Origin of the sequence: Flavobacterium chuncheonense (genome assembly GCF_042686145.1) — a bacterium.
GTDB classification, from domain to species: domain Bacteria; phylum Bacteroidota; class Bacteroidia; order Flavobacteriales; family Flavobacteriaceae; genus Flavobacterium; species Flavobacterium chuncheonense.
In genome coordinates this window covers 261,286-283,942 of record NZ_JBHUPC010000010.1, presented here as the reverse complement: position 1 = coordinate 283,942, position 22,657 = coordinate 261,286, and the positions used below count along the sequence as shown (strand labels likewise).

Here is a 22,657-nt window from a genome sequence, read left to right as displayed (position 1 = left end):
ATTTTAGGAAATGATTTGCGGTTCCTTAAAAGGTTATTTTTAAGGAAACACCTTGGAAAAGGTTACGTATTTTTTGGTACTTTTTTGTACGAGCAAAAAAGTACACTATGTATATACTTACAAATCGAAGATTCATGGATTCCTTAGGCAAAATAGAATCAAGACATAAAAAAGAAAAATAATATAAAAACACCTCCCAAACCCTCCTCGAGGAGGGACTCCCTCGCATAACAAATCGCAGACCAATTACCGTAATACAATTACGAAGTCAAATTGTATATTTACTACTATTGTCCTTTTCCGCAGTGTAGCAAATCCTTTTCATTAATAAATCCCGAATCCTTGTAGGGATTTTAGGAAATGATTTGCGGTTCCTTAAAAGGTTATTTTTAAGGAAACACCTTGGAAAAGGTTACGTATTTTTTGGTACTTTTTTGTACGAGCAAAAAAGTACGCTATGTATATACTTACAAATCGAAGATTCATGGATTCCTTAGGCAAAATAGAATCGAGACATAAAAAAGAAAAATAATATAAAAACACCTCCCTAACCCTCCTCAAGGAGGGACTCCCTCGAACCACTGATCACCTAGGCTATAAAATATTGTAATGTGAGCAAAGATGCTAACACTTCTCAAGGAGCAAATTTCTCGTACGACTGATTACTGACCACTGAATACTGACTCCTGACCACGACATCACATTAACACAAATAAGTTTGGCGCTTCTTAAAAAAAAGTTAATTTTGAAGAGGCCTTTTTCTGAGTGTGGATTGGTGAGGGCTAAAGTGAATACAAATGGAAAAATGAGTTTAGCACAACGGACATATACGAGTACCAATAATTACAGCTTTAAGACTATTGTAAAGGACAGTTTAAAGGGATACAAAAACTCATTTTATTTAGCCAAACAATTGGCACAACGCGATATTAAAGCGCAATACCGACAATCTTTTTTGGGTATGTTTTGGGCTGTAGCTCCTTTGCTGATTAATTCTTTGGTCTGGATTTTTTTGCAAGCTTCTGGAACGGTGAAATTAACGGCAACTAATATCCCATACCCTGTTTTTGTTTTGGTTGGAACGACTTTATGGAGCATTATTGGAGAATGCATCAATCTCACCATGCAAAATGTTAATGCCAATAAAGGCATAGTAACAAAAATAAATTTTGATAAAGAAGCCTTAATAACCTTAGGACTCATAAAGTTTGCTTTCAATTTTACCATTAAAATGGGGTTAGTTGTAATTTTTTTAATTGCCTTTCAAATAGTGCCCTCCGTCCATCTACTTTTAGGATTACCCTTATTAGCCATTACGATACTTTTTTTTGTAGCCATTGGAGTTTTAATAATGCCTATAGGGCTACTTTATACGGATATTGGTAGAATTATACCTATTGGATTACAGTTTTTAATGTATGCTACACCAGTGGTCTATGCTATGCCAACAGAAGGAGTAATGCGTACGATCATGCTGTTTAATCCTTTAAGTTATATCATTGAAGATTTGAGAAATGTAATTACAGGTTTTGAAGTCATGCATCCTATATTTTGGTTGCTATTTACAGGTATTACATTTTTGTTATTAGCAGTTGCGATGGTAATTTATAGAGTAGCCATGCCAATATTAACCGAAAGAATGAGTGCCTAATGGGAGAAGTGTTGATAAAAGCAGAGGGGGTATCCAAAAAATTCGCCAAAAACCTGAAAAAGAGTTTATGGTACGGTTTGCAGGATGTATACCATGGAATATTAGGAAAAACCATTGACAAAAGTTTACGTGCCGACGAATTTTGGGCAGTAAAGGACGTTAGTTTTGAAGTGCGCAGAGGAGAATGCTTGGGGTTAATAGGCCATAATGGTGCGGGAAAAAGTACGCTGTTGAAAATATTAAACGGTTTAATTGCCCCCGATGCAGGAACAATAACCATGTACGGAAAAGTGGGCGCCTTGATTGAATTAGGAGCCGGTTTTAACCCGATATTGACAGGACGCGAAAACATTTACAACAACGGAGCGGTAATTGGTTTTACCAAAGCAGAAATTGAAGCAAAACTGGAAGCAATTATTGCCTTTGCGGAGTTGGAAGAGTTTATCGATATGCCGGTGCAAAATTACAGTTCGGGCATGAAAGTGCGTTTGGGCTTTGCCATCGCCGCCCAATTGGAACCTGATGTGTTGATTATTGACGAAGTGTTGGCAGTGGGCGACTTAGGATTTCGCGTGAAATGTATGAACCGAATTAATGAACTACTACCTACTACAGCTGTTATTTTTGTATCACATGCTATGGCCCAGGTAACTACAGTTTGTACAACTGCTTTGTTATTAGATCACGGGCGATTGGAGCTTATGAGTAGTGAAATAGGAGAAGTAGTGGAGCAGTATTTTTTAAAATTTAAAAATGAGGAAGAGCAATTTATTGGGGATGGAAGCGTGGCTTTGGAACGTTTTGAATTTGTAAAGAATAATGAAAAAGGTAGGGAGCTATTCATTGAAAACGGTGACGACATAGTGGTTGAATTTGAGTTAAAAGTGAAAAAAGAAATTACCGATTTAAAATTTCGAATAGGAATTTTTAATATTGAATACAAATTATTAGCAGAAGTAGACTCAAGTACAACTAGTTTTAAAGCAAATATTAAAGAGGGTAAAATGCTAGTGAGAGTGATACTAAAAGGCATGTATTTGAAGTATGGAAAGTACAGCTTGCATTTACATGTTACCAATGGTGAAAGTAGTAAGAAAATATTACGTCAAAGTAATGTAGCCCATTTTGTGGTAAAACCCACCTTAACTGTAGGTGCTGATTTTTTATTAGCAAGTGAGTGGGAATAAATGAAGATATATTAAGAATGGAAGCAATTTTTATTCAAGCTAGATTAGGCTCAACACGTTTGCCAAATAAAGTTATTTTACCATTTTATAAAGAGAAGTCTATTTTGGAATTGTTAATAGATAAAATAAAAAATGAATTCAAAGAGCTTCCAATAGTTGTTTGTACAACTACTAATAAAGAGGATGATAAAATTGAAAAATTATGTGTTAGTTCAGATGTGATTTGCTTTAGAGGCGATGAATATAATGTTTTGAATAGATTTGTAACGGCTGCTGTAAAACATAATATTACAACAATTATAAGAATATGTGCGGATAATCCTTTTTTAGATATTTCATTATTAAAAGACTTAATGGAAAAATATAAGGTTGATACCAAAAAGGATTATTGGAGCTATAAAAATCAAAAACAAATTCCAGTGATAAAAACGCATTTTGGTTTTTTTGGTGAAATAGTTTCACTAAATGCTTTGAAAGCAGTTCAAACAAAAACGGATAATCCAGTTTATTTAGAACATGTAACAAATTATATTTATTCTCATACAAATTTTGATTGTTCTTTTTATGAATTGCCGGATTATTTGAAAGAAAGGAATGATTTACGTTTTACGATTGATGATATAGACGATTTTGAGTTAATGCAGCAATTGTATAAGAAATATGAAGATTTTGAATTTAAGTTAAGTGAATTAGTGAGTTATGTGTCTACTAAGGAGAATATAACAGAAAAGATGATTTACAATATAAATAAGTATTCGAAATGACCTACATAATAGGGGAAATAGGACAGAATCATAACGGTTCAGTTGAATTAGCAAAAGTGATTATCGATTTGGCTTCTCGAGAAATTAAAGACGAGCTTTTTGGTAATGTACTAAAAGGAATGGATGCGGTAAAACTGACCAAACGCGATTTGAAACAAGAATTGTCACAATCGCAAATGAATCGTGTTTACGATTCGCCCCATTCTTTTGGAAGTACCTATGGCGAGCATCGTGAAAAATTAGAATTATCAGACGAGGAACATTTTGAAGTTTACAAGCATGCCAAATCTTTAGGATTGGATTTTGTTGAAACGCTGTGTGCGGAAGGTTGTTTGTCAATCTTAAACTATTTTACTCCCGATAAGCTCAAAGTAGCCAGTAGGGATTTAACCAATTTACCGTTGCTAGCCGCTTTGGCAGAAACACAAATTCCAATAATTATTTCTACTGGAATGGCAGGTAAAAAAGAATTGGATGAGGCGATTGCTGTAATCAGTAAGTACCATTCCAATTTGTCCATTTTACACTGTGTGTCACAATATCCTACGGAACCTAAAAATGTGAATTTGAATACCATTGCCTATTTGCAAAAGTATTATGGCGACTATACTATAGGCTATTCCGACCATACTATCGGTATTTCAACTCCTGTTGCTGCAGTAGCTATGGGGGCAAAAATTATAGAGAAACACATTACCCTCGACCGTAGAATGAAAGGTACAGACCAAGCGGGGTCCTTAGGTCCTGATGGAGTACACCGAATGGTACGTGATATCCGTATTTTAGACCAGTCAATGGGGGTGGAAGATATTTTTATTGTGGAAGAAACCAAGGCTGCCAAAGTAAAATTAGAACGTTCGATTGCCACTAAAGTACCCCTAAAAGCAGGTGCCGTAATACGCGAAGCAGACATCCATTTGTTGTCGCCAGGTGATGGATTCAAATGGACCGAAAGAACAAATGTAATAGGTAAAACCGCTATAAATGACATTCAAGCAAATGAGGTGATTTATAGTCAAAATATTAAATAATATGGCAATAGAAATTAAAAGCATTGCATCCCAAACAGAATTGGATAATAGAAATAGACTCTATCAGCTTTTTCATGATTGCCCTATACCCGATAATGAACGTCTGAATAATTCAGGTTTATTCGTTAAAAGACAGGATTTAACAAAGCAACTTTTTTTTAACGATTTGTACTCTAAAATTTTGAATGTGCATGGTGTAATTATGGAGTTCGGAGTGAGATGGGGACAAAATTTAGTGACTTTAAATAATCTAAGAGGAATTCATGAGCCTTTTAATCACAGTAGAAAAATAATTGGGTTTGATACATTTGAGGGGTTCGTTAATGTTGATGCTAAAGATGGGAATCATGAAATAATTAAACAAGGAGCATTTGCTGTAACTGAGGGGTATGAAAATTATTTAGAGCAGATTTTAGATTCACATGAAAAAGAATGTCCCTTATCACACATAAAGAAAAACAAACTGGTAAAGGGTGATGCTCCTCTTATGCTTGAACAGTATTTAAAGGAACATCCTGAAACGATAATTGCTTTTGCATATTTTGATTTTGATGTTTACGAACCTACCAAAAAGTGTTTGGAATTAATTAAACCTTATTTGACCAAAGGCTCAATAATCGGTTTTGATGAATTAAATGATCCACATTTTCCAGGTGAGACTGTCGCAGTAAGAGAAGCATTAGGTTTAAATAATATAGCTGTTAAGCGAAGTAAGTATAGTGGTATTCAATCTTATATCGAATTTTAATGAAACTACCGAAACTAATTTTAACGGATATTGATGGTGTTTGGACCGATGGAGGTATGTATTACGACCAAACCGGTAACGAATGGAAAAAATTCAATACTTCCGATAGCGCAGGAATACTATTCGCCCGCAAATTAAATATACCAGTAGGAATTATTACCGGTGAAGATACAGCCATAGTAAAACGAAGAGCCGAAAAATTAAAAATTGATTTTCTATACCAAGGCATTTCCGATAAGTTAGCAGTGGCACAACAACTTTGTGAGAACTTAGGTATAAGCTTGGCTGATGTTGCCTATATTGGAGATGATATCGGTGATCTCAAATTATTACAAGCCGTAAATATAAGTGCTGCGCCAAGCAATGCGCCCGAATATATCAAGAATAAAGTAGATTTTGTAACAACAAAAGCGGGAGGTGAAGGAGCTTTTAGAGAATTTGTGGAAACCATAATTGGGCTTGATCGCATTTTAGAATTAGTATGAATGTAGAAGAATTCATAGACAAGTTTCAAAAGGTTGATTTTGATTTCGAAGGAGTAAATTGGTGGCCTTTACTCAAGGTACAAGTCGCTTATCAAATTCATTTGAAAATCAATGCTACACCCAATTTTACTAAAGTCAACCCCTATCAACACAAAAAGTGTAAAGGCATCAGCATAAAGGATGAAATCAAACTCTATTGGTTACATTATCAAAAAACTACTACTTGTAAAAATTTAGTAGTTACAGCCAATCATTTAAACCAGCCGCAAGGAGCAAGTAACGATTTTTACAATCCTTTTACCGACCCATTCATACATTTTTTTAAAAAAGAAAATATTTCGTACCTACTGTATAATGTTGCATCAAACCAGCAACTAATGGGATATCCCATACAGTTGTTGAAACGTAAATATGAAAAAAAGGTTAGGCAAGCTTTTGATAAAAATCTAGAGTTTCAGCAGCAATTGAAAACGCTGACCACATTTTTAAAAACACAATACGGACAAGATTTTGATTTGTACAACCATCTTGTAGTAAACATAATAAACAATCAAGTTGAATATTGGGCCTATCGTACCATATTGAAAAAAGCTAGGGTTAAAAATATTTTGTTGTATTGCTATTACAATAATACCATGATGGCCATTTGTAGAGCAGCGCAAAGGCTGAATATAAAAGTGATAGAATACCAACACAGTCAGGTAACCTCCAATCATTTTGCCTATAGTAATTGGTCAACTATTAGCAGCAAGTCCATTGGTTTTTTTCCGGCCACAATATGGGTTTGGCGAAGTAGTGATGCAGCATATTTGCAAGAGCAGTTTTTTAAATTACCAGCGTTACAATTTGTTGTGGGAGGGAATTTAAATGTTGAAATGGTTAAAAGAAAAAATATAAAAGCCGAATCGGTAAACAATACCATTAAAGTTTTGATAACGCTTCAAGGGATTCAAGTACCCGATTTTGTAATGGATGTTTTAAGTGAAATTCCAAATTTGATTTTCTACTTACGCTTGCATCCACGTTATCCGAATGATAGAGAATGGGTTGTACAGATGAAGCAACAATACGGCAACCAAATAGAAATTGAGGAGGCTAATAGTTTGGATTTATATACGCTTTTCAATAACGTGGATTTCCATTTAACAAATTTTTCGGGTTCGGCAATTGAAGCAGATTATTTTGGGGTTACCAATATTATCTATGGAGATAAAGGATATCTAACGTATAAAGCAGATATAGAGAATAAAAGGTATGAGTTTGTAAATAATACAGATGATTTAAAAAATAGTATTATCAATACAAGAAAATACACAACAGGAAAAACAAGAAATGATTTAAATGTATCCGAAATAATTACAGGATATTTTAATTGATTTGAATTTAAATGACACAAAAACCTAAAATATTAGTTTTTGCACACGAGCCCTACCTTAACGGTGCTTCGCATTCCTTACTGAGCATTTTAGTAGGATTGCAAGCGCATTATGAATTTAAAGTAATTGTTCCCGATTATGGTTTAATGACAGCGGAATTGGAAAAGAAGACGATTGCTTTTGAGGTTATTAACTTGCCACGATGTGCTTATTTCAATTGGGTTTCGATTGTGGATCATTTAAAAAAAACAATACACTATTACAAAACGAAACGAAGTTTTGAAAAGCAATTGGAAGTTGTCGTACATCAGTTTCAACCCGACCTTGTGTATACCAATACCTCGGTGATGGAATTTGGTTATGCAATAGCTAAAAAATACAGATTGCCACATATTTGGCACGTTAGGGAGTATAGTGATAAATTTTTTAATATTGAATATTTACCTTCAAAAAAGAACATAGTCAATAAAATGAAAAATAGTGCGGGATGTATATTTACGACGCATATTTTAAAAGAACACTGGTACGGAACAGCAAAAGTAAATGCGGAGGTAGTTTACAATGGTGTTTTACATAAAACAGAAGAGGTAACTTCAATTCAAAAACAAACAGCAAATTTTACAATAGCGGTAGTAGGAAATGTAATAGCACCCAAAAATCAAGTATTGGCGTTGGAAATATTCAACGTTTGCTATAAAAAAAATAATAAGTTGCGATTGCAATTTTATGGGGCTTATGGTAATGCCTATTATCGTCAATTACTAGATTATATAAACAGACATAGCTTAAATGATGTGGTACAATTTTTAGGATATGTACCCAATACACAAATTTATCATGAAATAGATTTGTTGTTGAGCTGTTCCGAAAATGAAGCCTTTGGGAGGACAATTATTGAAGCAATGAGTAAAAAAATACCGGTGCTATCAAAAAATATAGGAGGTCCTTCTGAAATTTTAAAAGAGATTCGTGATTACACATTGTTCAATACTTTAGAAGAAGCAGTAGTCAAAATCCATAAATTAGCAAATGATAATATCTATTATGCAGATGCATCCCGTAAAGGGTATGAATTGGCAAGTTCCAATTTTACGGAAGCGCAATATGTATCAAAAATAGATTCGATTTTTAAAGCAGTATTACATGACCAAAATTAAACCCATAGCCATACATTTACCGCAGTTCCATCCGATACCTGAAAATGATGCATGGTGGGGTAAAGGTTTTACCGAGTGGACCAATGTAACCAAAGCACAACCGCGCTTTGAAGGGCATTATCAACCGCATTTACCCGCCGATTTAGGATTTTACGATTTACGTTTGGAAGAAGCGCGTTTGGCACAAGAGGCATTAGCGAAACAATACGGTATTTATGGTTTTTGTTATTACCATTATTGGTTCAATGGAAAACGAGTCTTAAACGAACCTTTAGATCGTAAATTGCAAAATCCCAAAGAGGATTTTCCTTTTATGTTGTGTTGGGCCAATGAAAACTGGACAAGAGCATGGGACGGAAAGGATAATGATGTTTTATTGAAACAATCGTATTCACCCGAAGACGATTTAGCACATATGAGATGGCTTTGTTCCAATGTGTTTTCTGATTCTCGATATATTAAAGTTGGAAACAAACCCGTTTTTGCCATTTATCGCCAAGAGTTGTTTCCCGATATTAAAAAAACAATTCATAGTTGGAGGCAAATAGCAAAAGAAGAATTTGGTTTTGACGATTTGTATTTGTGTGTGATGGAAAGTTTTAATCAGCATGTGAATCCTAATGATTATGGTTTTGATGCAGCCATTGAATTTTCGGCACACCAAGTTATTCGCAATAAAGTAGAAGTGAAACGAAAACGTTTTTCTTTGATGAAACACAACGGTGAAACAATTGACTATCGTGATTTTGAATTAGGGGTAGCTCAAGCTATTGCCCGAACATTACCGGATTATAAATTGTACCGAAGTGTAACCCCGAGTTGGGATAATTCTGCTCGAAAAGGAAGTAAAGGAATAGTTGCAGTAGGTAGTAGCCCAGAATTATATGAAAGTTGGTTGTATAAAGTAGCTACTGGTTTTAAAGCGTATAGCAATGATGAAAACTTTTTGTTTATCAATGCATGGAACGAATGGGCAGAAGGAAATCATCTGGAACCTTGTACAAAGTACGGTCACGCTTATTTAGAAGCAACAAAAAAGGTATTGCATAAAATTGAAGGTTAAAGTTTCCATAATAGTTCCAAATTACAACCATGCTTTATTTTTGGAGCAGCGGTTGCAAAGTATATTGAATCAAACGGTTCAAAATTTTGAAATGATTATATTAGATGATAACAGCACGGATGATAGTTGGTTTATCTTAAAACAATACCAAGGACATCAAAAAGTATCACATTTAATAATTAATGAAGAGAATTCGGGTAGTCCCTTCAAGCAATGGCAAAAGGGCATTGCTTTGGCACAAGGAGAATATATTTGGATAGCAGAGAGTGATGATTATGCAGCTCCTGAATTTTTAGAAAAAGTTTTGAAGCAATTTGAGAAAAATTCAGAGATAGGTGTAGTATATGTGCAATCGGAGGATGTTGATGAACATGGTGAAAAAGTAAGTGAGCGTTTGAATTACACAACTGTTTTTAACCCCAATATTTGGGAGTACAATTTCAATGCTAAAGGAGATTATTTTATACAAGAATATTTATCACAGTTTAATGTAATTCCCAATGCTAGTGCAGTAGTGTTCAAACGGGATATAGTAAAACAGTCTTTTTTTACAACGGATATATTACAAATGCGAATGTGTGGGGATTGGCTTTTTTGGATTAAAATTTTAGAAACAACGCATATTGGATTTATCGCAGAAAAGTTAAATTATTTTAGAACGCATTTGGCAATATCGAGAAATCATAATCAAAATGATAAAAAGATACAGCGACTTATAGAAGAAAAAAAGATAAGAGATTATTTGAATTCAAAAGGCTACCATTGTATGGAAAGAGAGAAACTTTTATATCAAAACTACTTATCGTATTTTAAATTTACCGACTTGATTTTTCAAAGCCGTAATATTAAATTAACCAAACATTCTTACAGTAGTTTTTGTCTTAAAATGATATCGGAAAAAATAAAAAGAAAAATTTAGAAATGGAACACGAAAAGATAAGAATAGCAATAGTATCTCCTAATCAAAATGTTTTTTCCGAAACTTTTATACAAGCACAAAAAGAAGGATTACAGGGTAAGGTGTATTATTATTATGGAGGGGACTTACCAAATCAATTGGAAGGGTATGGAAAAGTGTTGGCAAAAGGAAAAAAAAGACTGTACACAATTTTACGTTTGTTAAAGATAACAGATTTAAAACCAAATGAATTGGCATTTTATAATTCTTTAAAAAGAAATAAAATACAAGTGGTAATAGCACAATATGGATTTACGGCCAATCGAATAATAGAAATATGTAAAAGGGCAAATGTTGCTTTAATTACACATTTTCATGGTTATGATGCCGCAGTTAATTCCGTTATAGAAGCCAACCAAAATTACCAATCTGTTTTTAAAAATAGCCGTTATGTAATTGCCGTATCACAATTAATGTATGAAAATTTAGCAGTTCTAGGGTGTCCAAAAGAAAAGTTGGTGTATTGTCCCTATGGTCCGCATAATGATTTTTTAAAAGTTCATGCAAATCTAAACACACAAGTTTTTGTTGGAATAGGAAGATTTGTAAACAAGAAAGCCCCTTATTTAACAATATTAGCTTTTCAAAAAGTAGTTCAATCATTTCCTTCAGCAAAACTCGTTTTAGCAGGTACGGGAGAATTACTAGAAGTTTGTGTTAACCTAGTAAAGCAATTAGGCTTAGATAAAAAGGTGTCTTTTCCGGGTATTTTAAGTCGTGAAGGATTTATTGAATATTTAAAGCATTCAATCGCTTTTGTACAACATTCAGTTACGGCTTTAAATGGGGATCAGGAAGGAACACCTGTTGCGATTTTGGAAGCGAGTGCTGCTGGACTTCCTATAATTGCTACCAGACATGCAGGCATACCAGATGTAATTATTAATAATGAAACTGGAATTTTAGTTAACGAACATGATGTTGAAGGGATGGCAAATGCAATGATATCAGTATTAACCAACAATGAACTGGCACAACGGTTAGGAGAGAATGGTAAAAAAAGGATTCAAGAATCATTTTCTATGAAAAAGTATTTGGAGAACATAGATGAATTAGTGAAACAATGTTGTAATGAATAATCCTTTAATATCCATAATTATTCCTACGTTTAATAGGGCACATTTGATAGGGGAGACCCTTGACAGTGTGCTAGCACAAACCTACAGTAATTGGGAATGTATTATTGTGGATGATGGTTCTGTAGATAATACAATAGAAATTCTTAAGGATTATGTGAATAGGGATAAACGTTTCCAGTTTCATCAGAGACCCTTAGACAGGCTTGCTGGTGGAAATGCTGCAAGAAATTACGGGTTTGAGTTGAGTAAAGGCGATTATATCAATTGGTTTGATAGCGATGACATCATGTTAGATAATTTTTTAACAAATGCCATAACTTTATTTCAAGAAAATGAAATTGATTTTGTTCTTTTTGATTATAAGATTTTTAAAGAGTCAATTCACAATATCGTTTATGTTCAAAATAATGCAACGCAAAATTTAATTGAAGATTATATAACCCTAAAAGTCAATTTTGGAACTTGGGCATTTGTTTGGAAAAGAGATTTAGTTTCAAAACTAAGTTTTGATGAAAGCTTAGTAAAAGCTCAAGATTTAGATTTTAATTTCAGAGTACTTATTACGCAGAAATATAAATATAAAATCGCAAATCAATATGGATTATTGTTAAGGTTACACGCCGATAGTATTGTTCAAGACTATAAAAAGAATAATTTTAAAAGTGCGAAATCCGAATTATATGTGAGAAAGCAGGTGTTTGAATATATGCTGCAAAATGACAAAATAAAGAGTATACAAGCACGATGTTTTGAATTGTATGTTGAACCTTTTATGAAGGTTTTACGTGCAGGGAAAACTTTTTACCTATTTCGTGAAGTTTATTCGTTGCTAAAAAACAATAAATCCATTTCGTTTAGCAATTGTATTTGGGCTATAGAAATGGTTTTTTACTTGCTTCTATATTATGTGTGTAAAAAAGGAGAATATAAATTAAAACATGTACTTTTGAGTTTTCAGTACTATTGATAGCAATAATAATTCCATATTATAAAATAGCTTATTTTGAAGCAACCCTTGAATCGCTTGCCCATCAAACCGATAAGCGATTTCAGGTATATATAGGGGATGATGCTAGTCCTGATGCTCCGGATTCAGTACTTCAAAAATATGAAGGACATTTTCATTTTAAATACCACCGTTTCGAAACCAATTTAGGAGGGAAATCCTTGGTGCAGCAATGGGAAAGATGTATGGAATTGGCGAATGATGAACCCTGGAGGATGATTTTAGGAGATGATGATGTGTTAGGTGTAAATGCAGTAGAAGTTTTTTATGAAAATTTAGAAACAATTACACAAGAAAAATCAAGTGTAATTCGCTACGCCTCCCAAGTTATTGATGCCAATGGACAATCAATTTCAATAATACACAAACATCCAAAGTTAGAAAAGGGAATGGATTTCTTATTGCGTAAGTCAAAGGGAGGTACAAGAAGTTCCTTAAGTGAATACATTTTTAAAACGGAAAAAGTAGAGCGAATAAAATTTAAAGATTTTCCATTAGCTTGGTCCAGCGATGTTTTGGCAGTGGTTGAATTTTCCGATTTTAAAAATATTTACACCATAAATGAGGCACTGGTTTATGTTAGAAACAGTGGTGCAAACATATCCAGTCAAGATGACTCTGTAGAGAAAAATACGGCTTTGTTCAGTTTTAATTATTATCTATTGTCACAATACAAAAAACAATGTTCGCAAGAGTTGGTACAATTATTATTTAACAATATTGAGAAAATTCAACTGAACAATAAGAGAACCCCTTTAAGATGGTTAAAATTAGGAGTGTTATATCTAAATTACGCTGAATTTTCCAGACCATTTAAGTTATTTCCTAAAATTAAACAAAGTATCAAATGAAGTTTTTAGTATTGGTACAAGACTTAAGAGTCTCTGGAACAAGTGAAGGTATCGTTTCACGTTCGTTTTTGGCAAAGTTGCGTAAAATTTACCCAGAGGCGTATATTGAGGTACACTACATAATTCATACCGATACAGAAGATAAATTGGATTTGCTTCCCGTAAATGCAATCACAAAACACTTAGTAAATTCTAAAATACCGGCCTATGTTACGTTCTTGAATCGATTTTACTGGCGATTGTTTCATACATCCTTAAAGGAACGTTACATTCAAAAGCAATTTGCCAATTATATTAAAAAAATTGATTACAAAGCGTTTGATAATATATTGGTAAGAAGTGCAGGTATAAATCATGAAATGATTTTGGCATTGAAGGATTTGCCAATATTGAAAAAAGCAATAATCAATTTTCACGATCCTTATCCGTTAACCTGGTATTATGGTGGTAAGACAAAAGTAAGTGCTTTGGAGTTGTTTCGTTTGAAGCAAATGATGAATATTGTACAACAGGTCCATGGAATTACAAGTTCAGCTCAATGTATGGCACATGATTTACAGCAATTATACGCATACAATAAAAAAATATTCACACTGACACATCAATATGACGCAAGTGTTTTCGACTGGTCAGATAGAAACCCAATTCGAAAAAAAGAAAGGAATATCAGTATTTCATATCATGGTGCTTTGATGTTCGGAAGGAATATCAAGAATGTGTTATGGGCTTATGAAGAATTATTATTAGAAAATCCAAAATATGTAGAACTTACAGAATTTATTTTGAGACTTAGAGGTGATGGAATTGCTAATTTAAAGGAACAATTTAGAAATACGGAAAATATAAAAATTCTGGATTGTCTTAATTTTGTTAGTTCTGCTCAGGAACAAATACAGGAAAGTGATATAGTACTTATTCTAGAAAACGGACCATTATATTGCAATACCTTGGTCGGGAAAGCACCTTTTTTGGCTGCTAATGAGAAACCCGTATTATGCATTTCACCAGAAAAAAGTGAATTAAGGAATATCATTCAGGACGAACGTTGTATTGCAGACATGAACAACAAAAACGAAATAAAAGAAAAATTAAAGAATTTAATAGAAAATCGACTAGTAGCATCTGAACAGTTTTTCCCTTTCGGGAATTATTTTTCTGAGCAAAATTTCATGAAACAAGTTAAGGACGTTATTCAAAGCAATTAAGTTAAATGTTTGGAATAAAGGCTTTAAATTTTGTTGTTTGTTGATTAAAAAATGAGAATAGGCTTAAATCCACATAAAGACCAGTTTATAGTTGCAACTGATTATTTACATCAGGTTGTGATGCCGGTGTATATACCAAACTTGGAAGGGTATTTTGCCAATAGTTTGACGATATTACAATTAAGTCTTGAATCATTGTTAAAAACAATTCATGACAAAACATTTGTAACAATTGTCAATAATGGAAGTTGTAATGAGGTAGTTGCGTATTTGAATCAATTAAAAGAAGAAAATAAAATTCACGAACTAATTCATACGACGAATATTGGAAAAGTTAATGCAATTTTAAAAGGTATTACAGGAAATAACATTGAATTAGTAACAATTACAGATGCAGATGTTTTGTTTTGTGAGGATTGGCAATTAGAAACGGCCAAGGTATTTCAAAAAATTCCGCAAGTGGGAGTAGTTGGAATAGTACCACAGTTCTGCAATTTTAAAGTCAATGCAGAAAATGTATTATTAGCAAATTTGTTGAATAAAAGGGTAAAGTTCTTACCCGTTAAAAATAGAGAGGCACTAATACGTTTTTATGATAGTATAGGTTGGGATAGAAGTTATAATAAAGAGTATTTAAAATATACTTTGGGGCTCGAATATGATGTGGATTGTAAGGTTATAATTGGGGCGGGACATTTTGTGTCTACCTATAAACGAACAATCTTTGATGAGGTTAATACTTTTGTACCATATAAATTAGGAGGAAATAGTGAAGATTATATTGACAGACTTCCATTGTTAAGGGATTATTGGAGGGTTACAACTTATGATAATTACGCCTATCATATGGGAAATACCCCAGAAGATTGGATGTTCGATAAATTAAAGACTATGCATAAAAAAGGGCACAATGATTATTGTTGTAATTTTTTGACTAGTAAAAGTAAAAACTCAAAATGGATAGTTTTTAGAAATAAAGTTTTTCGAAAATTAATACTCAACAAAACAGTTTTACCCTTTTTATATGCTAAATGGGGATTGCCAAACGAAAGTGTCAAGGAGTTTTAAGAAAGAATAAATTTAGTAGCAAAAACATTTTAAATAAAAGAATACTAATCATCAAACTTTCTGATAAAAATTAATTTAATCTTACTTAATGAATCCCGAATATTCCATAGTTATTGTTTCCAAAAATAGGAAACAGGAATTATTAAAAACATTACAGATTTTGGATCCTCAATTGGTGGGTACAGATACTGAAATCTTGGTTTTTCTAGATGGATGTACAGACAACTCATCAGAGTTAAAAATGGATTTCACAAAAGTAAGATGGTTTGAATCGGATAAAAGTATTGGTGCATCGGCAGCAAGACATTTTTTGTATCCAAAAGCAAATGGGAAGTACTTAATTGGATTAGATGATGATGCACATCCATTGCATTCAAATTTTAAAGAAAAGGTCAAAGAAATATTCCAACAACATGTTGATACAGGTATAATTGCATTTCAGGAAATAAAAGGAAATTTCGAATCCGATGCATTAGCTTTAGAATCGGTTCCTTCATTGGATCAAGAATACAATACGAATGAATTTATAGGTTGTGGTTTTGCAATAAGAAAAGAGGTTTATGAAGTGACAAACGGTTTTCCTATTTGGATTGATATTTATGGAGAAGAAGCCTGTCTAGCTATTGAAGTATTATCAAAAGGTTTTGATATTCGATACTCAAGTTCAATTAAAGTAAATCATAGGGTAAATAAAGAAGACAGAAAGAAACAAGGGAGAAATTATTTTAGATTCGGAAAACAATTGAAGAATACAACATTTTATTATTTGGTGTATTATTCATTTCCTTTTTATAGAATTGCAAAGTTATATTGGCACAATTTAAATAAATACGCTTTGAAAGATAAAGAGTATTTCAAAGTATATTGTAAAGTAATTGGAGAAGTAGTCAAGAAGGCGCCATCAGTTTTGCGACATAGAAATCCTATTGATAAAGGAGTTTTTCGGAAAATAAAAGAATTAAAAAAAATAAATTTTTAATTAATTATAATTAAAAAGAGCTAATGAAAACGATAGCAATCATTCCGGCACGCGGTGGTTCCAAAAGAGTACCGGGAAAGAATATCAAGCAATTAGGAGATAAGGAATTGATAGTGCACAGTATCGCCTATGCACAACAAAATAAGACAATTATTGATGAAATTTACGTATCTACGGATGATGCCAAAATAAAAGAGGTGGCACTACAGCAGGGGGTGAAAGTGGTGGATCGTCCTCTGGAATTAGCGGGTGATTTAGAACCAACAGTAACGGCGTTACAACATGTGTTAGAAGGGATTGGTGATGCAGTAGAAAATGTAATTCTTTTACAACCTACCAATCCGTTGCGCCCAGAACACTTACTCAAAGAAGCATTTGAATCGTTCGAGAGCGGTCAATACGATAGCTTGTTTACAGTAACACGAAACGAGCAAAAGTTGGGAAAAATTGAAGCCAATACGTTTATTCCCTTTAACTATGCAATAGGGCAACGTTCGCAAGATTTGGAACCTTTGTATTTTGAAAACGGTTTGTTATACATCAGCAAAGCGAATTTGATTCGAAATGGAATAATTGTGAGCAAACAAGCCTATCCTATGATTGTCAAGCATCCATTTGCACACGTAGACATCGATACCCAGGAAGATTTCGATTACGCTGAATATCTTTATACTAAATTTATAACTCACAACCCATAACTCACAACTCACAATTCACAACTTATACTATGAACCCATATATAACCATAGCAGAACGCAAAATAGGTCTTGATTACCCACCCTTAGTTATAGCAGAAATCGGTATCAACCATGAAGGGTCCTTAACCGTGGCGAAAGAAATGGTGGATGCTGCCCACAGGGCAGGAGCAGAAGTGGTAAAGCATCAAACGCATATTGTAGCCGATGAAATGAGTGGAGCTGCAAAAAAAGTGATACCGGGTAATGCCACGGTTTCCATTTATGAAATTATGGAACGTTGTGCTTTAAATGAAGAAGAGGAATGGGAACTCAAAAAATATGTAGAAAGCAAAGGGATGATTTTTATTTCAACTCCTTTTTCTCGTGCGGCTGCGGATCGCTTGAAAAAGTTTGACATTCCGGCTTATAAAATTGGTTCTGGAGAGTGTAACAATTATCCATTATTGGAGCACATTGCCACTTTTGGTAAACCCGTAATTTTGAGTACGGGTATGAATACGATTGAAAGTATTCAAAAAGCAGTGGCAATTTTCGACAGACATCAAATTCCAGTGGCGGTATTGCATACCACAAATTTATATCCGACACCCATTCATCTGGTCCGTTTGGGGGCAATGCTAGAAATGCATCAGGCTTTTCCCGATAAGGTATTTGGTTTGTCCGATCATACCTTAAACAACAACGCGTGTTTGGGCGCTGTAGCATTGGGAGCAAGTATTGTAGAGCGCCATTTTACCGATCATATGCAACGCACTGGTCCGGATATTGTATGCAGTATGGATGAGCAAGCTTGTAAAGCGTTAATTGCAAACAGTGCAGAAATAGCATTGATGCGAGGCGGAACAAAAAAACCAGCCGCTGAAGAGCAAGTAACCATCGATTTTGCTTTCGCAACGGTTTGTACGATTGCTCCAATTCAAAAAGGGGAACCATTGTCCAAAGAAAACATCTGGGTAAAACGCCCGGGTACAGGTAAGATCTTAGCGGAACATTTTAATGACATATTGGGTAAAAGAGCAACCCGTAGCATCGAAAACGACGAACAATTGAATTTCTCAGATTTTGAGTAGTTAAATAGTTGATAAATTCTATTTACATACCTTTTTAGATAAAATACAAAGTAGTCTAAATCTAAAATTGATTTAAAATTAACTTTATTTTGCGATTTCGAAAGCCTAGTGTTTCGCAGTCGAACGTTTGAATTGGAAAGTTTCCGTTAAGCAAGAAAAGCTATTTGGGAACTTTTAAAAACGGTACGAGTGCTGCTTCTTTTTGGTAATAATCAAGAGTCAGACAGATGAGGTACAGCCATTGTTTTTTGATGAGACGTGTTAATAAATTTGAGAATTGAAAGCACTATTTAGTTTAAAGGATACTTAACGCTGCCTTAGATTCCGCAAACGAGTGTCAATTCTTTGAAATAGCCGTTAAAAAAGAAAAGCTGTTTGAGGCTTTTGCCGAGTTCTTTTCTTTTAGGCTATAAAAAGTTAATTGACCGTTGAGGAATCAGGCATCGCCTTTTGGTACTTTGTGGCGATACAAAGTACGAATAATAAGAAAAAAGGTAAAGTTACTGGCAAAGTATTTTTTTAATTATATTAGAAAAATAAAATTTGAACACAGTCATTTAATTAAGATTATAAAAAATCTCGATAAAATAGAATTGAGTGTTTCTGATATCAACTTGCATTTTGTATACTTACACATTGAAAAGTAAATTTGATACTTCAATTGTATAAAAATGAAAAAAATTCTTTTTCTAACCGGTACCCGTGCCGATTTTGGTAAAATAAAATCACTAATCCAAATCCTTGAAAACCATCAAGACTTTGAGCCTTTTGTTTTGGTTACCGGTATGCACTTACAAAAAGAATACGGATATACCTTAATTGAAGTGGAACGTTGCGGATTTTCGAACATCCATACTTTTGAAAATCACACCCACGAAACCACTATGGATTTAACTTTGGCCAAAACAATCGAAGGCGTATCTACTTTTGTAAAAGATACGAATCCTGATATGATTGTTATACACGGTGATCGCGTAGAAGCTTTGGCGGGTGCTATTGTAGGGAGTTTGAATAACATCTTAGTTGCTCATATTGAAGGAGGAGAAATTTCAGGTACAATTGATGAGTTAATGCGTCATGCAACTAGTAAAATGAGTCACATTCATTTTGTGTCAAACGAATTGGCGAAAAAGCGATTGGTGCAAATGGGAGAGTTGAAGGAATCTATTTTTGTGATTGGTTCCCCCGATGTAGACATTATGTTTTCCAATACATTACCCGATTTAGAGGAAGCAAAACACTATTATGAGATTAGGTTTCCAGAGTATGCGGTAGCCATGTTTCATCCAGTAACAACTGAGGTAAAGGAAATGCAACACTACGCGGCCAACTTTGTAGATGCGCTACTACAAGACACGCACAATTATATAGTGGTGTATCCCAATAACGATTTAGGGAGTAAAATTATTTTGGAGGAATACCAACGTTTGAAAGGTAATCCTCGATTTAGAATATTTCCATCACTTCGTTTTGAATATTTTTTGACCTTATTAAAAAAGGCCCAATTTATTATTGGAAACAGTAGTGCTGGCATCCGTGAGGCACCCTATTACGGTCTGCCTATAATAAACATTGGAACAAGGCAACAAAACAGAGCATTACACGCCGATATTGTCAATACAACCTATAAGCAAGAGGCTATTACAAAAGCACTAGCGGAAATGGATACACATAAAGTAAAAAGGACAAAGGCGGATTTTGGGCAAGGAAAGAGTGCCGAATTGTTTTTGGAATCATTAGAAAAAAACGATATTTGGAAATTGAATCATCAAAAGCAGTTTAGAGACATTTAAATGAAAAAATTAGGAGTAGTCATTACCGATGGTGTAGGATATCGCAATTTTATCTTAAGTGATTTTATAAAAGAAGCGCAGCAACAATTTTCGGAAGTGATTATTTTATCCTGTCTTCCCAAATCAGCTTATGATACAATTGACTTGAATTGTACGATTATAGAATTAGAAGTTTTTGAAGAAGCGTTTCCTACATGGTTTTTTCGAAAAGCAAAAGAAGTAGCACATCTACAATTACATCGAAAAGGAAATTTTGGAATTACGGATAACTTTAAGGCCAATTATTCCAAAAACAATACTTCCAGAGGACACGCAACACGATTAATTTACAAACTGACTAATTTTTTCCATTCTGAAAAGTGGATTAATAGATGCAACCGTTGGCAACAACAAACCTTTAAGTCAAGTCCATTGACGCAACAATACAAGCAACTGTTGAAAACTTTGCAATTGGACCAACTTTTTTTTACACATCAACGCCCTCCGTATATTGCACCTTTAGTGTGGGCAGCTGAAATAAATAAAATACCAACGACTACTTTTATTTTCAGTTGGGATAATTTAGCGTCAAAAGGAAGAATGGCAGCTACCTTTGACTATTATTTGGTTTGGAGCGAAACCATGAAAAAGGAATTGTTGCAATATTATACTGCAATCAGTGCTGACAAAGTACATGTGGTAGGGACGCCACAATTCGAACCGTATGTGTTAGCACGATATGGCTACACACAAGAAGAATTTCACAAGCGGTTTAATTTAGAAGCATCAAAACCAACAATTTTATTCAGTTGTGGGGATGTTTCTACAAGTCCTAATGATCCTGTATATATCGAAGCCATAGCAAAGGCAATAAAAGAAAATAAATTGTGTCAAAGCGTTAATTTATTAGTGCGTACCTCTCCTGCTGAGGAGCCAAAACGTTTTGAACATTTAGCAAACCAATACAGTTTTATACAATGGAACTACCCAAAATGGGTGCAGTCACGTGCATCACATCAAGAGTCTTGGTCACAGCGAATTCCTACAGTGGAAGATGTTCACGATTTAAAATCGGTACTACAGCATGCAGCAATTAATGTCAATATGCTATCCACTATGAGTTTGGATTTTATGTTGTTTGAAAAACCGGTTATCAATACAGTATTTGGAAATGGAAATAATGGTATGCCAAACGATCAACGTTTTTTGCAATATGCACATATAGAGTATGTTATACAATCAGGAGCAACTTACGTGGCTACAGATGAAGAAAAATTAGTGGATAGCATCAATCAAGCCCTAGAAAATCCGGTTAAAAAAGGGAAAGAGCAAGAGCAATTGTTGAACATGCAGATAGGGGTGCCTTTGGAAGGAACCAGTTCACGAATAGCAGAAACATTGGCAAAATGGAGTTAGGAAAAAAGAAACGGATAGCTGTAATTTGCGATTATCGCTTACTGCCGGAACGGGTAGGAGGTATGGATCGTTTTTTTTGGAGATATGATGAACGGGCCAAAGAACTTGGACATACAGTAGATTGGTTTTTTCCGAATAAGGGTACGCATGGGGACTACCAAAAACTTAAGATAACAGCAGCTAAGGAGACAAGTTTAGAAAACTGTTTTATCAAACAACTTGTAAAGGATAATAGTGAATACGATTATATCGTAACCCATTTCATAGAGTTGTGTACCCCTTTTTTCAAGCAAATTAAAAAAGCCCTACCATTAGCAAAAGTTATAGTGGTGGATCATAACCCAAGACCTATAGGAGGGTATCCATTTAAAAAACGATGGCAAAAAAGAATAAAAGGTTGGTGGTACAGTAGGTATATTGATAGTTTTGTAGGAGTGTCCAAATATACAGTTTCGGAATTGTTAAACGACTTTGGAAATCAAATTCAAAAAAAATGTGAGGTCATATACAACGGTATTGACACAGCCCAATACAAAAGACAAAAAGAACGCAGACAAATTTATCCTACTTTCGTAGTAGCATCACATTTGCGATTTTCCAAAGGTATTCAAGATTTAGTGGCTGCAATTGCGTTGTGGCCAATAGAACAAAGAGAAAACTTAAAAATAGACATTTACGGAGACGGACCGCAGAGAGTAGAACTGGAAAAACAAATTCAGGAACAACAACTAGAGGCCAACATACACGTAAAAGGAAGTGTGGCCAATTTAAATGAAACATATGCCCAATACGATTATATGATTCAACCCACACACATGGAGTGTTTTAGTTTGTCAATATTAGAGAGTTTATGTGCCAATGTACCAGTTATTACGACTCCAGTAGGAGGAAATGAAGAAGTAGTGCAGCATGAAGTAAATGGTTTTATTGTACCCGTTGCTGATAGTAAAGAACTGAGTCGTTTAATAGGGCTAGTGTACAAAGGGGATTTAAAAATAACCAAAGAGGTGGCGGAAACCATACGAAAGGATTTTGATATCGAAACCATGGTAGACAACCACATCAAACAAATTGGATCACGATAAAAAACAAA

General features: G+C 34.1%; 21 protein-coding genes. All 21 read left to right on the top strand.

Annotated elements, in window-relative coordinates:
- The first annotated feature begins 745 nt into the window (after positions 1–745).
- The gene (locus ACFS5J_RS03225) at positions 746–1,651 is read left to right on the top strand and encodes an ABC transporter permease (RefSeq protein ID WP_379810550.1); all 906 of its coding nucleotides are present in this window, start codon (positions 746–748) and stop codon (positions 1,649–1,651) included.
- Positions 1,651–2,838, top strand: a complete 1,188-nt coding sequence (locus ACFS5J_RS03220; protein ID WP_379810549.1) for an ABC transporter ATP-binding protein — start codon at positions 1,651–1,653, stop codon at positions 2,836–2,838. The genes ACFS5J_RS03225 and ACFS5J_RS03220 overlap by 1 nt, the downstream gene beginning before the upstream one ends.
- Before the next feature lie 17 nt (positions 2,839–2,855).
- The gene (locus ACFS5J_RS03215; RefSeq protein ID WP_379810548.1) at positions 2,856–3,602 is read left to right on the top strand and encodes a cytidylyltransferase domain-containing protein; all 747 of its coding nucleotides are present in this window, start codon (positions 2,856–2,858) and stop codon (positions 3,600–3,602) included.
- Positions 3,599–4,633, top strand: coding sequence for an N-acetylneuraminate synthase family protein (locus tag ACFS5J_RS03210; protein WP_379810547.1), 1,035 nt, complete (start codon positions 3,599–3,601; stop codon positions 4,631–4,633). Before ACFS5J_RS03215 ends, ACFS5J_RS03210 begins: the two co-directional genes overlap by 4 nt.
- A 1-nt stretch (position 4,634) precedes the next feature.
- On the top strand, positions 4,635–5,381 hold the full coding sequence (locus tag ACFS5J_RS03205) for a crotonobetainyl-CoA--carnitine CoA-transferase (RefSeq protein ID WP_379810546.1): 747 nt from the start codon (positions 4,635–4,637) through the stop codon (positions 5,379–5,381).
- Positions 5,381–5,866, top strand: coding sequence for a KdsC family phosphatase (locus tag ACFS5J_RS03200; protein ID WP_379810545.1), 486 nt, complete (start codon positions 5,381–5,383; stop codon positions 5,864–5,866). Before ACFS5J_RS03205 ends, ACFS5J_RS03200 begins: the two co-directional genes overlap by 1 nt.
- A complete protein-coding gene (locus ACFS5J_RS03195) occupies positions 5,863–7,242 on the top strand; it encodes a hypothetical protein (protein WP_379810544.1) in 1,380 nt (459 codons plus the stop codon). The genes ACFS5J_RS03200 and ACFS5J_RS03195 overlap by 4 nt, the downstream gene beginning before the upstream one ends.
- A gap of 11 nt (positions 7,243–7,253) precedes the next feature.
- Positions 7,254–8,399, top strand: a complete 1,146-nt coding sequence (locus ACFS5J_RS03190) for a glycosyltransferase family 4 protein (protein ID WP_379810542.1) — start codon at positions 7,254–7,256, stop codon at positions 8,397–8,399.
- Positions 8,386–9,462: a glycoside hydrolase family 99-like domain-containing protein gene (locus tag ACFS5J_RS03185; protein ID WP_379810541.1), complete on the top strand. Its 1,077-nt coding sequence runs from the start codon at positions 8,386–8,388 to the stop codon at positions 9,460–9,462. Before ACFS5J_RS03190 ends, ACFS5J_RS03185 begins: the two co-directional genes overlap by 14 nt.
- Positions 9,452–10,381 carry a glycosyltransferase family 2 protein gene (locus tag ACFS5J_RS03180; RefSeq protein ID WP_379810540.1) on the top strand — a complete coding sequence of 310 codons (930 nt, stop codon included), beginning with the start codon at positions 9,452–9,454 and terminating at the stop codon, positions 10,379–10,381. The genes ACFS5J_RS03185 and ACFS5J_RS03180 overlap by 11 nt, the downstream gene beginning before the upstream one ends.
- 2 nt (positions 10,382–10,383) lie before the next feature.
- Entirely contained in the window at positions 10,384–11,499 is a 1,116-nt protein-coding gene (locus tag ACFS5J_RS03175; RefSeq protein ID WP_379810539.1) for a glycosyltransferase family 4 protein, read from the top strand.
- On the top strand, positions 11,492–12,466 hold the full coding sequence (locus tag ACFS5J_RS03170) for a glycosyltransferase family 2 protein (RefSeq protein ID WP_379810538.1): 975 nt from the start codon (positions 11,492–11,494) through the stop codon (positions 12,464–12,466). Before ACFS5J_RS03175 ends, ACFS5J_RS03170 begins: the two co-directional genes overlap by 8 nt.
- The gene (locus tag ACFS5J_RS03165; RefSeq protein ID WP_379810537.1) at positions 12,463–13,356 is read left to right on the top strand and encodes a glycosyltransferase family 2 protein; all 894 of its coding nucleotides are present in this window, start codon (positions 12,463–12,465) and stop codon (positions 13,354–13,356) included. The genes ACFS5J_RS03170 and ACFS5J_RS03165 overlap by 4 nt, the downstream gene beginning before the upstream one ends.
- On the top strand, positions 13,353–14,561 hold the full coding sequence (locus ACFS5J_RS03160; protein ID WP_379810536.1) for a hypothetical protein: 1,209 nt from the start codon (positions 13,353–13,355) through the stop codon (positions 14,559–14,561). The genes ACFS5J_RS03165 and ACFS5J_RS03160 overlap by 4 nt, the downstream gene beginning before the upstream one ends.
- A 51-nt stretch (positions 14,562–14,612) precedes the next feature.
- Entirely contained in the window at positions 14,613–15,629 is a 1,017-nt protein-coding gene (locus ACFS5J_RS03155; RefSeq protein WP_379810535.1) for a glycosyltransferase family A protein, read from the top strand.
- Between the two features lie 88 nt (positions 15,630–15,717).
- Positions 15,718–16,608, top strand: a complete 891-nt coding sequence (locus ACFS5J_RS03150) for a glycosyltransferase family 2 protein (protein ID WP_379810534.1) — start codon at positions 15,718–15,720, stop codon at positions 16,606–16,608.
- Positions 16,609–16,631: 23 nt separating this feature from the next.
- Positions 16,632–17,306: an acylneuraminate cytidylyltransferase family protein gene (locus ACFS5J_RS03145; protein ID WP_379810533.1), complete on the top strand. Its 675-nt coding sequence runs from the start codon at positions 16,632–16,634 to the stop codon at positions 17,304–17,306.
- 29 nt (positions 17,307–17,335) lie between these two features.
- Positions 17,336–18,376 carry an N-acetylneuraminate synthase gene (gene neuB, locus ACFS5J_RS03140; protein ID WP_379810532.1) on the top strand — a complete coding sequence of 347 codons (1,041 nt, stop codon included), beginning with the start codon at positions 17,336–17,338 and terminating at the stop codon, positions 18,374–18,376.
- Between the two features lie 671 nt (positions 18,377–19,047).
- Positions 19,048–20,169 carry a UDP-N-acetylglucosamine 2-epimerase gene (gene neuC, locus ACFS5J_RS03135; protein WP_379810531.1) on the top strand — a complete coding sequence of 374 codons (1,122 nt, stop codon included), beginning with the start codon at positions 19,048–19,050 and terminating at the stop codon, positions 20,167–20,169.
- Positions 20,170–21,564 (top strand): hypothetical protein, encoded by a 1,395-nt coding sequence (locus tag ACFS5J_RS03130; protein ID WP_379810530.1) that lies wholly within the window; start codon positions 20,170–20,172, stop codon positions 21,562–21,564.
- A complete protein-coding gene (locus ACFS5J_RS03125; RefSeq protein ID WP_379810529.1) occupies positions 21,555–22,649 on the top strand; it encodes a glycosyltransferase family 4 protein in 1,095 nt (364 codons plus the stop codon). The genes ACFS5J_RS03130 and ACFS5J_RS03125 overlap by 10 nt, the downstream gene beginning before the upstream one ends.
- The last annotated feature ends 8 nt before the right edge of the window (positions 22,650–22,657 follow it).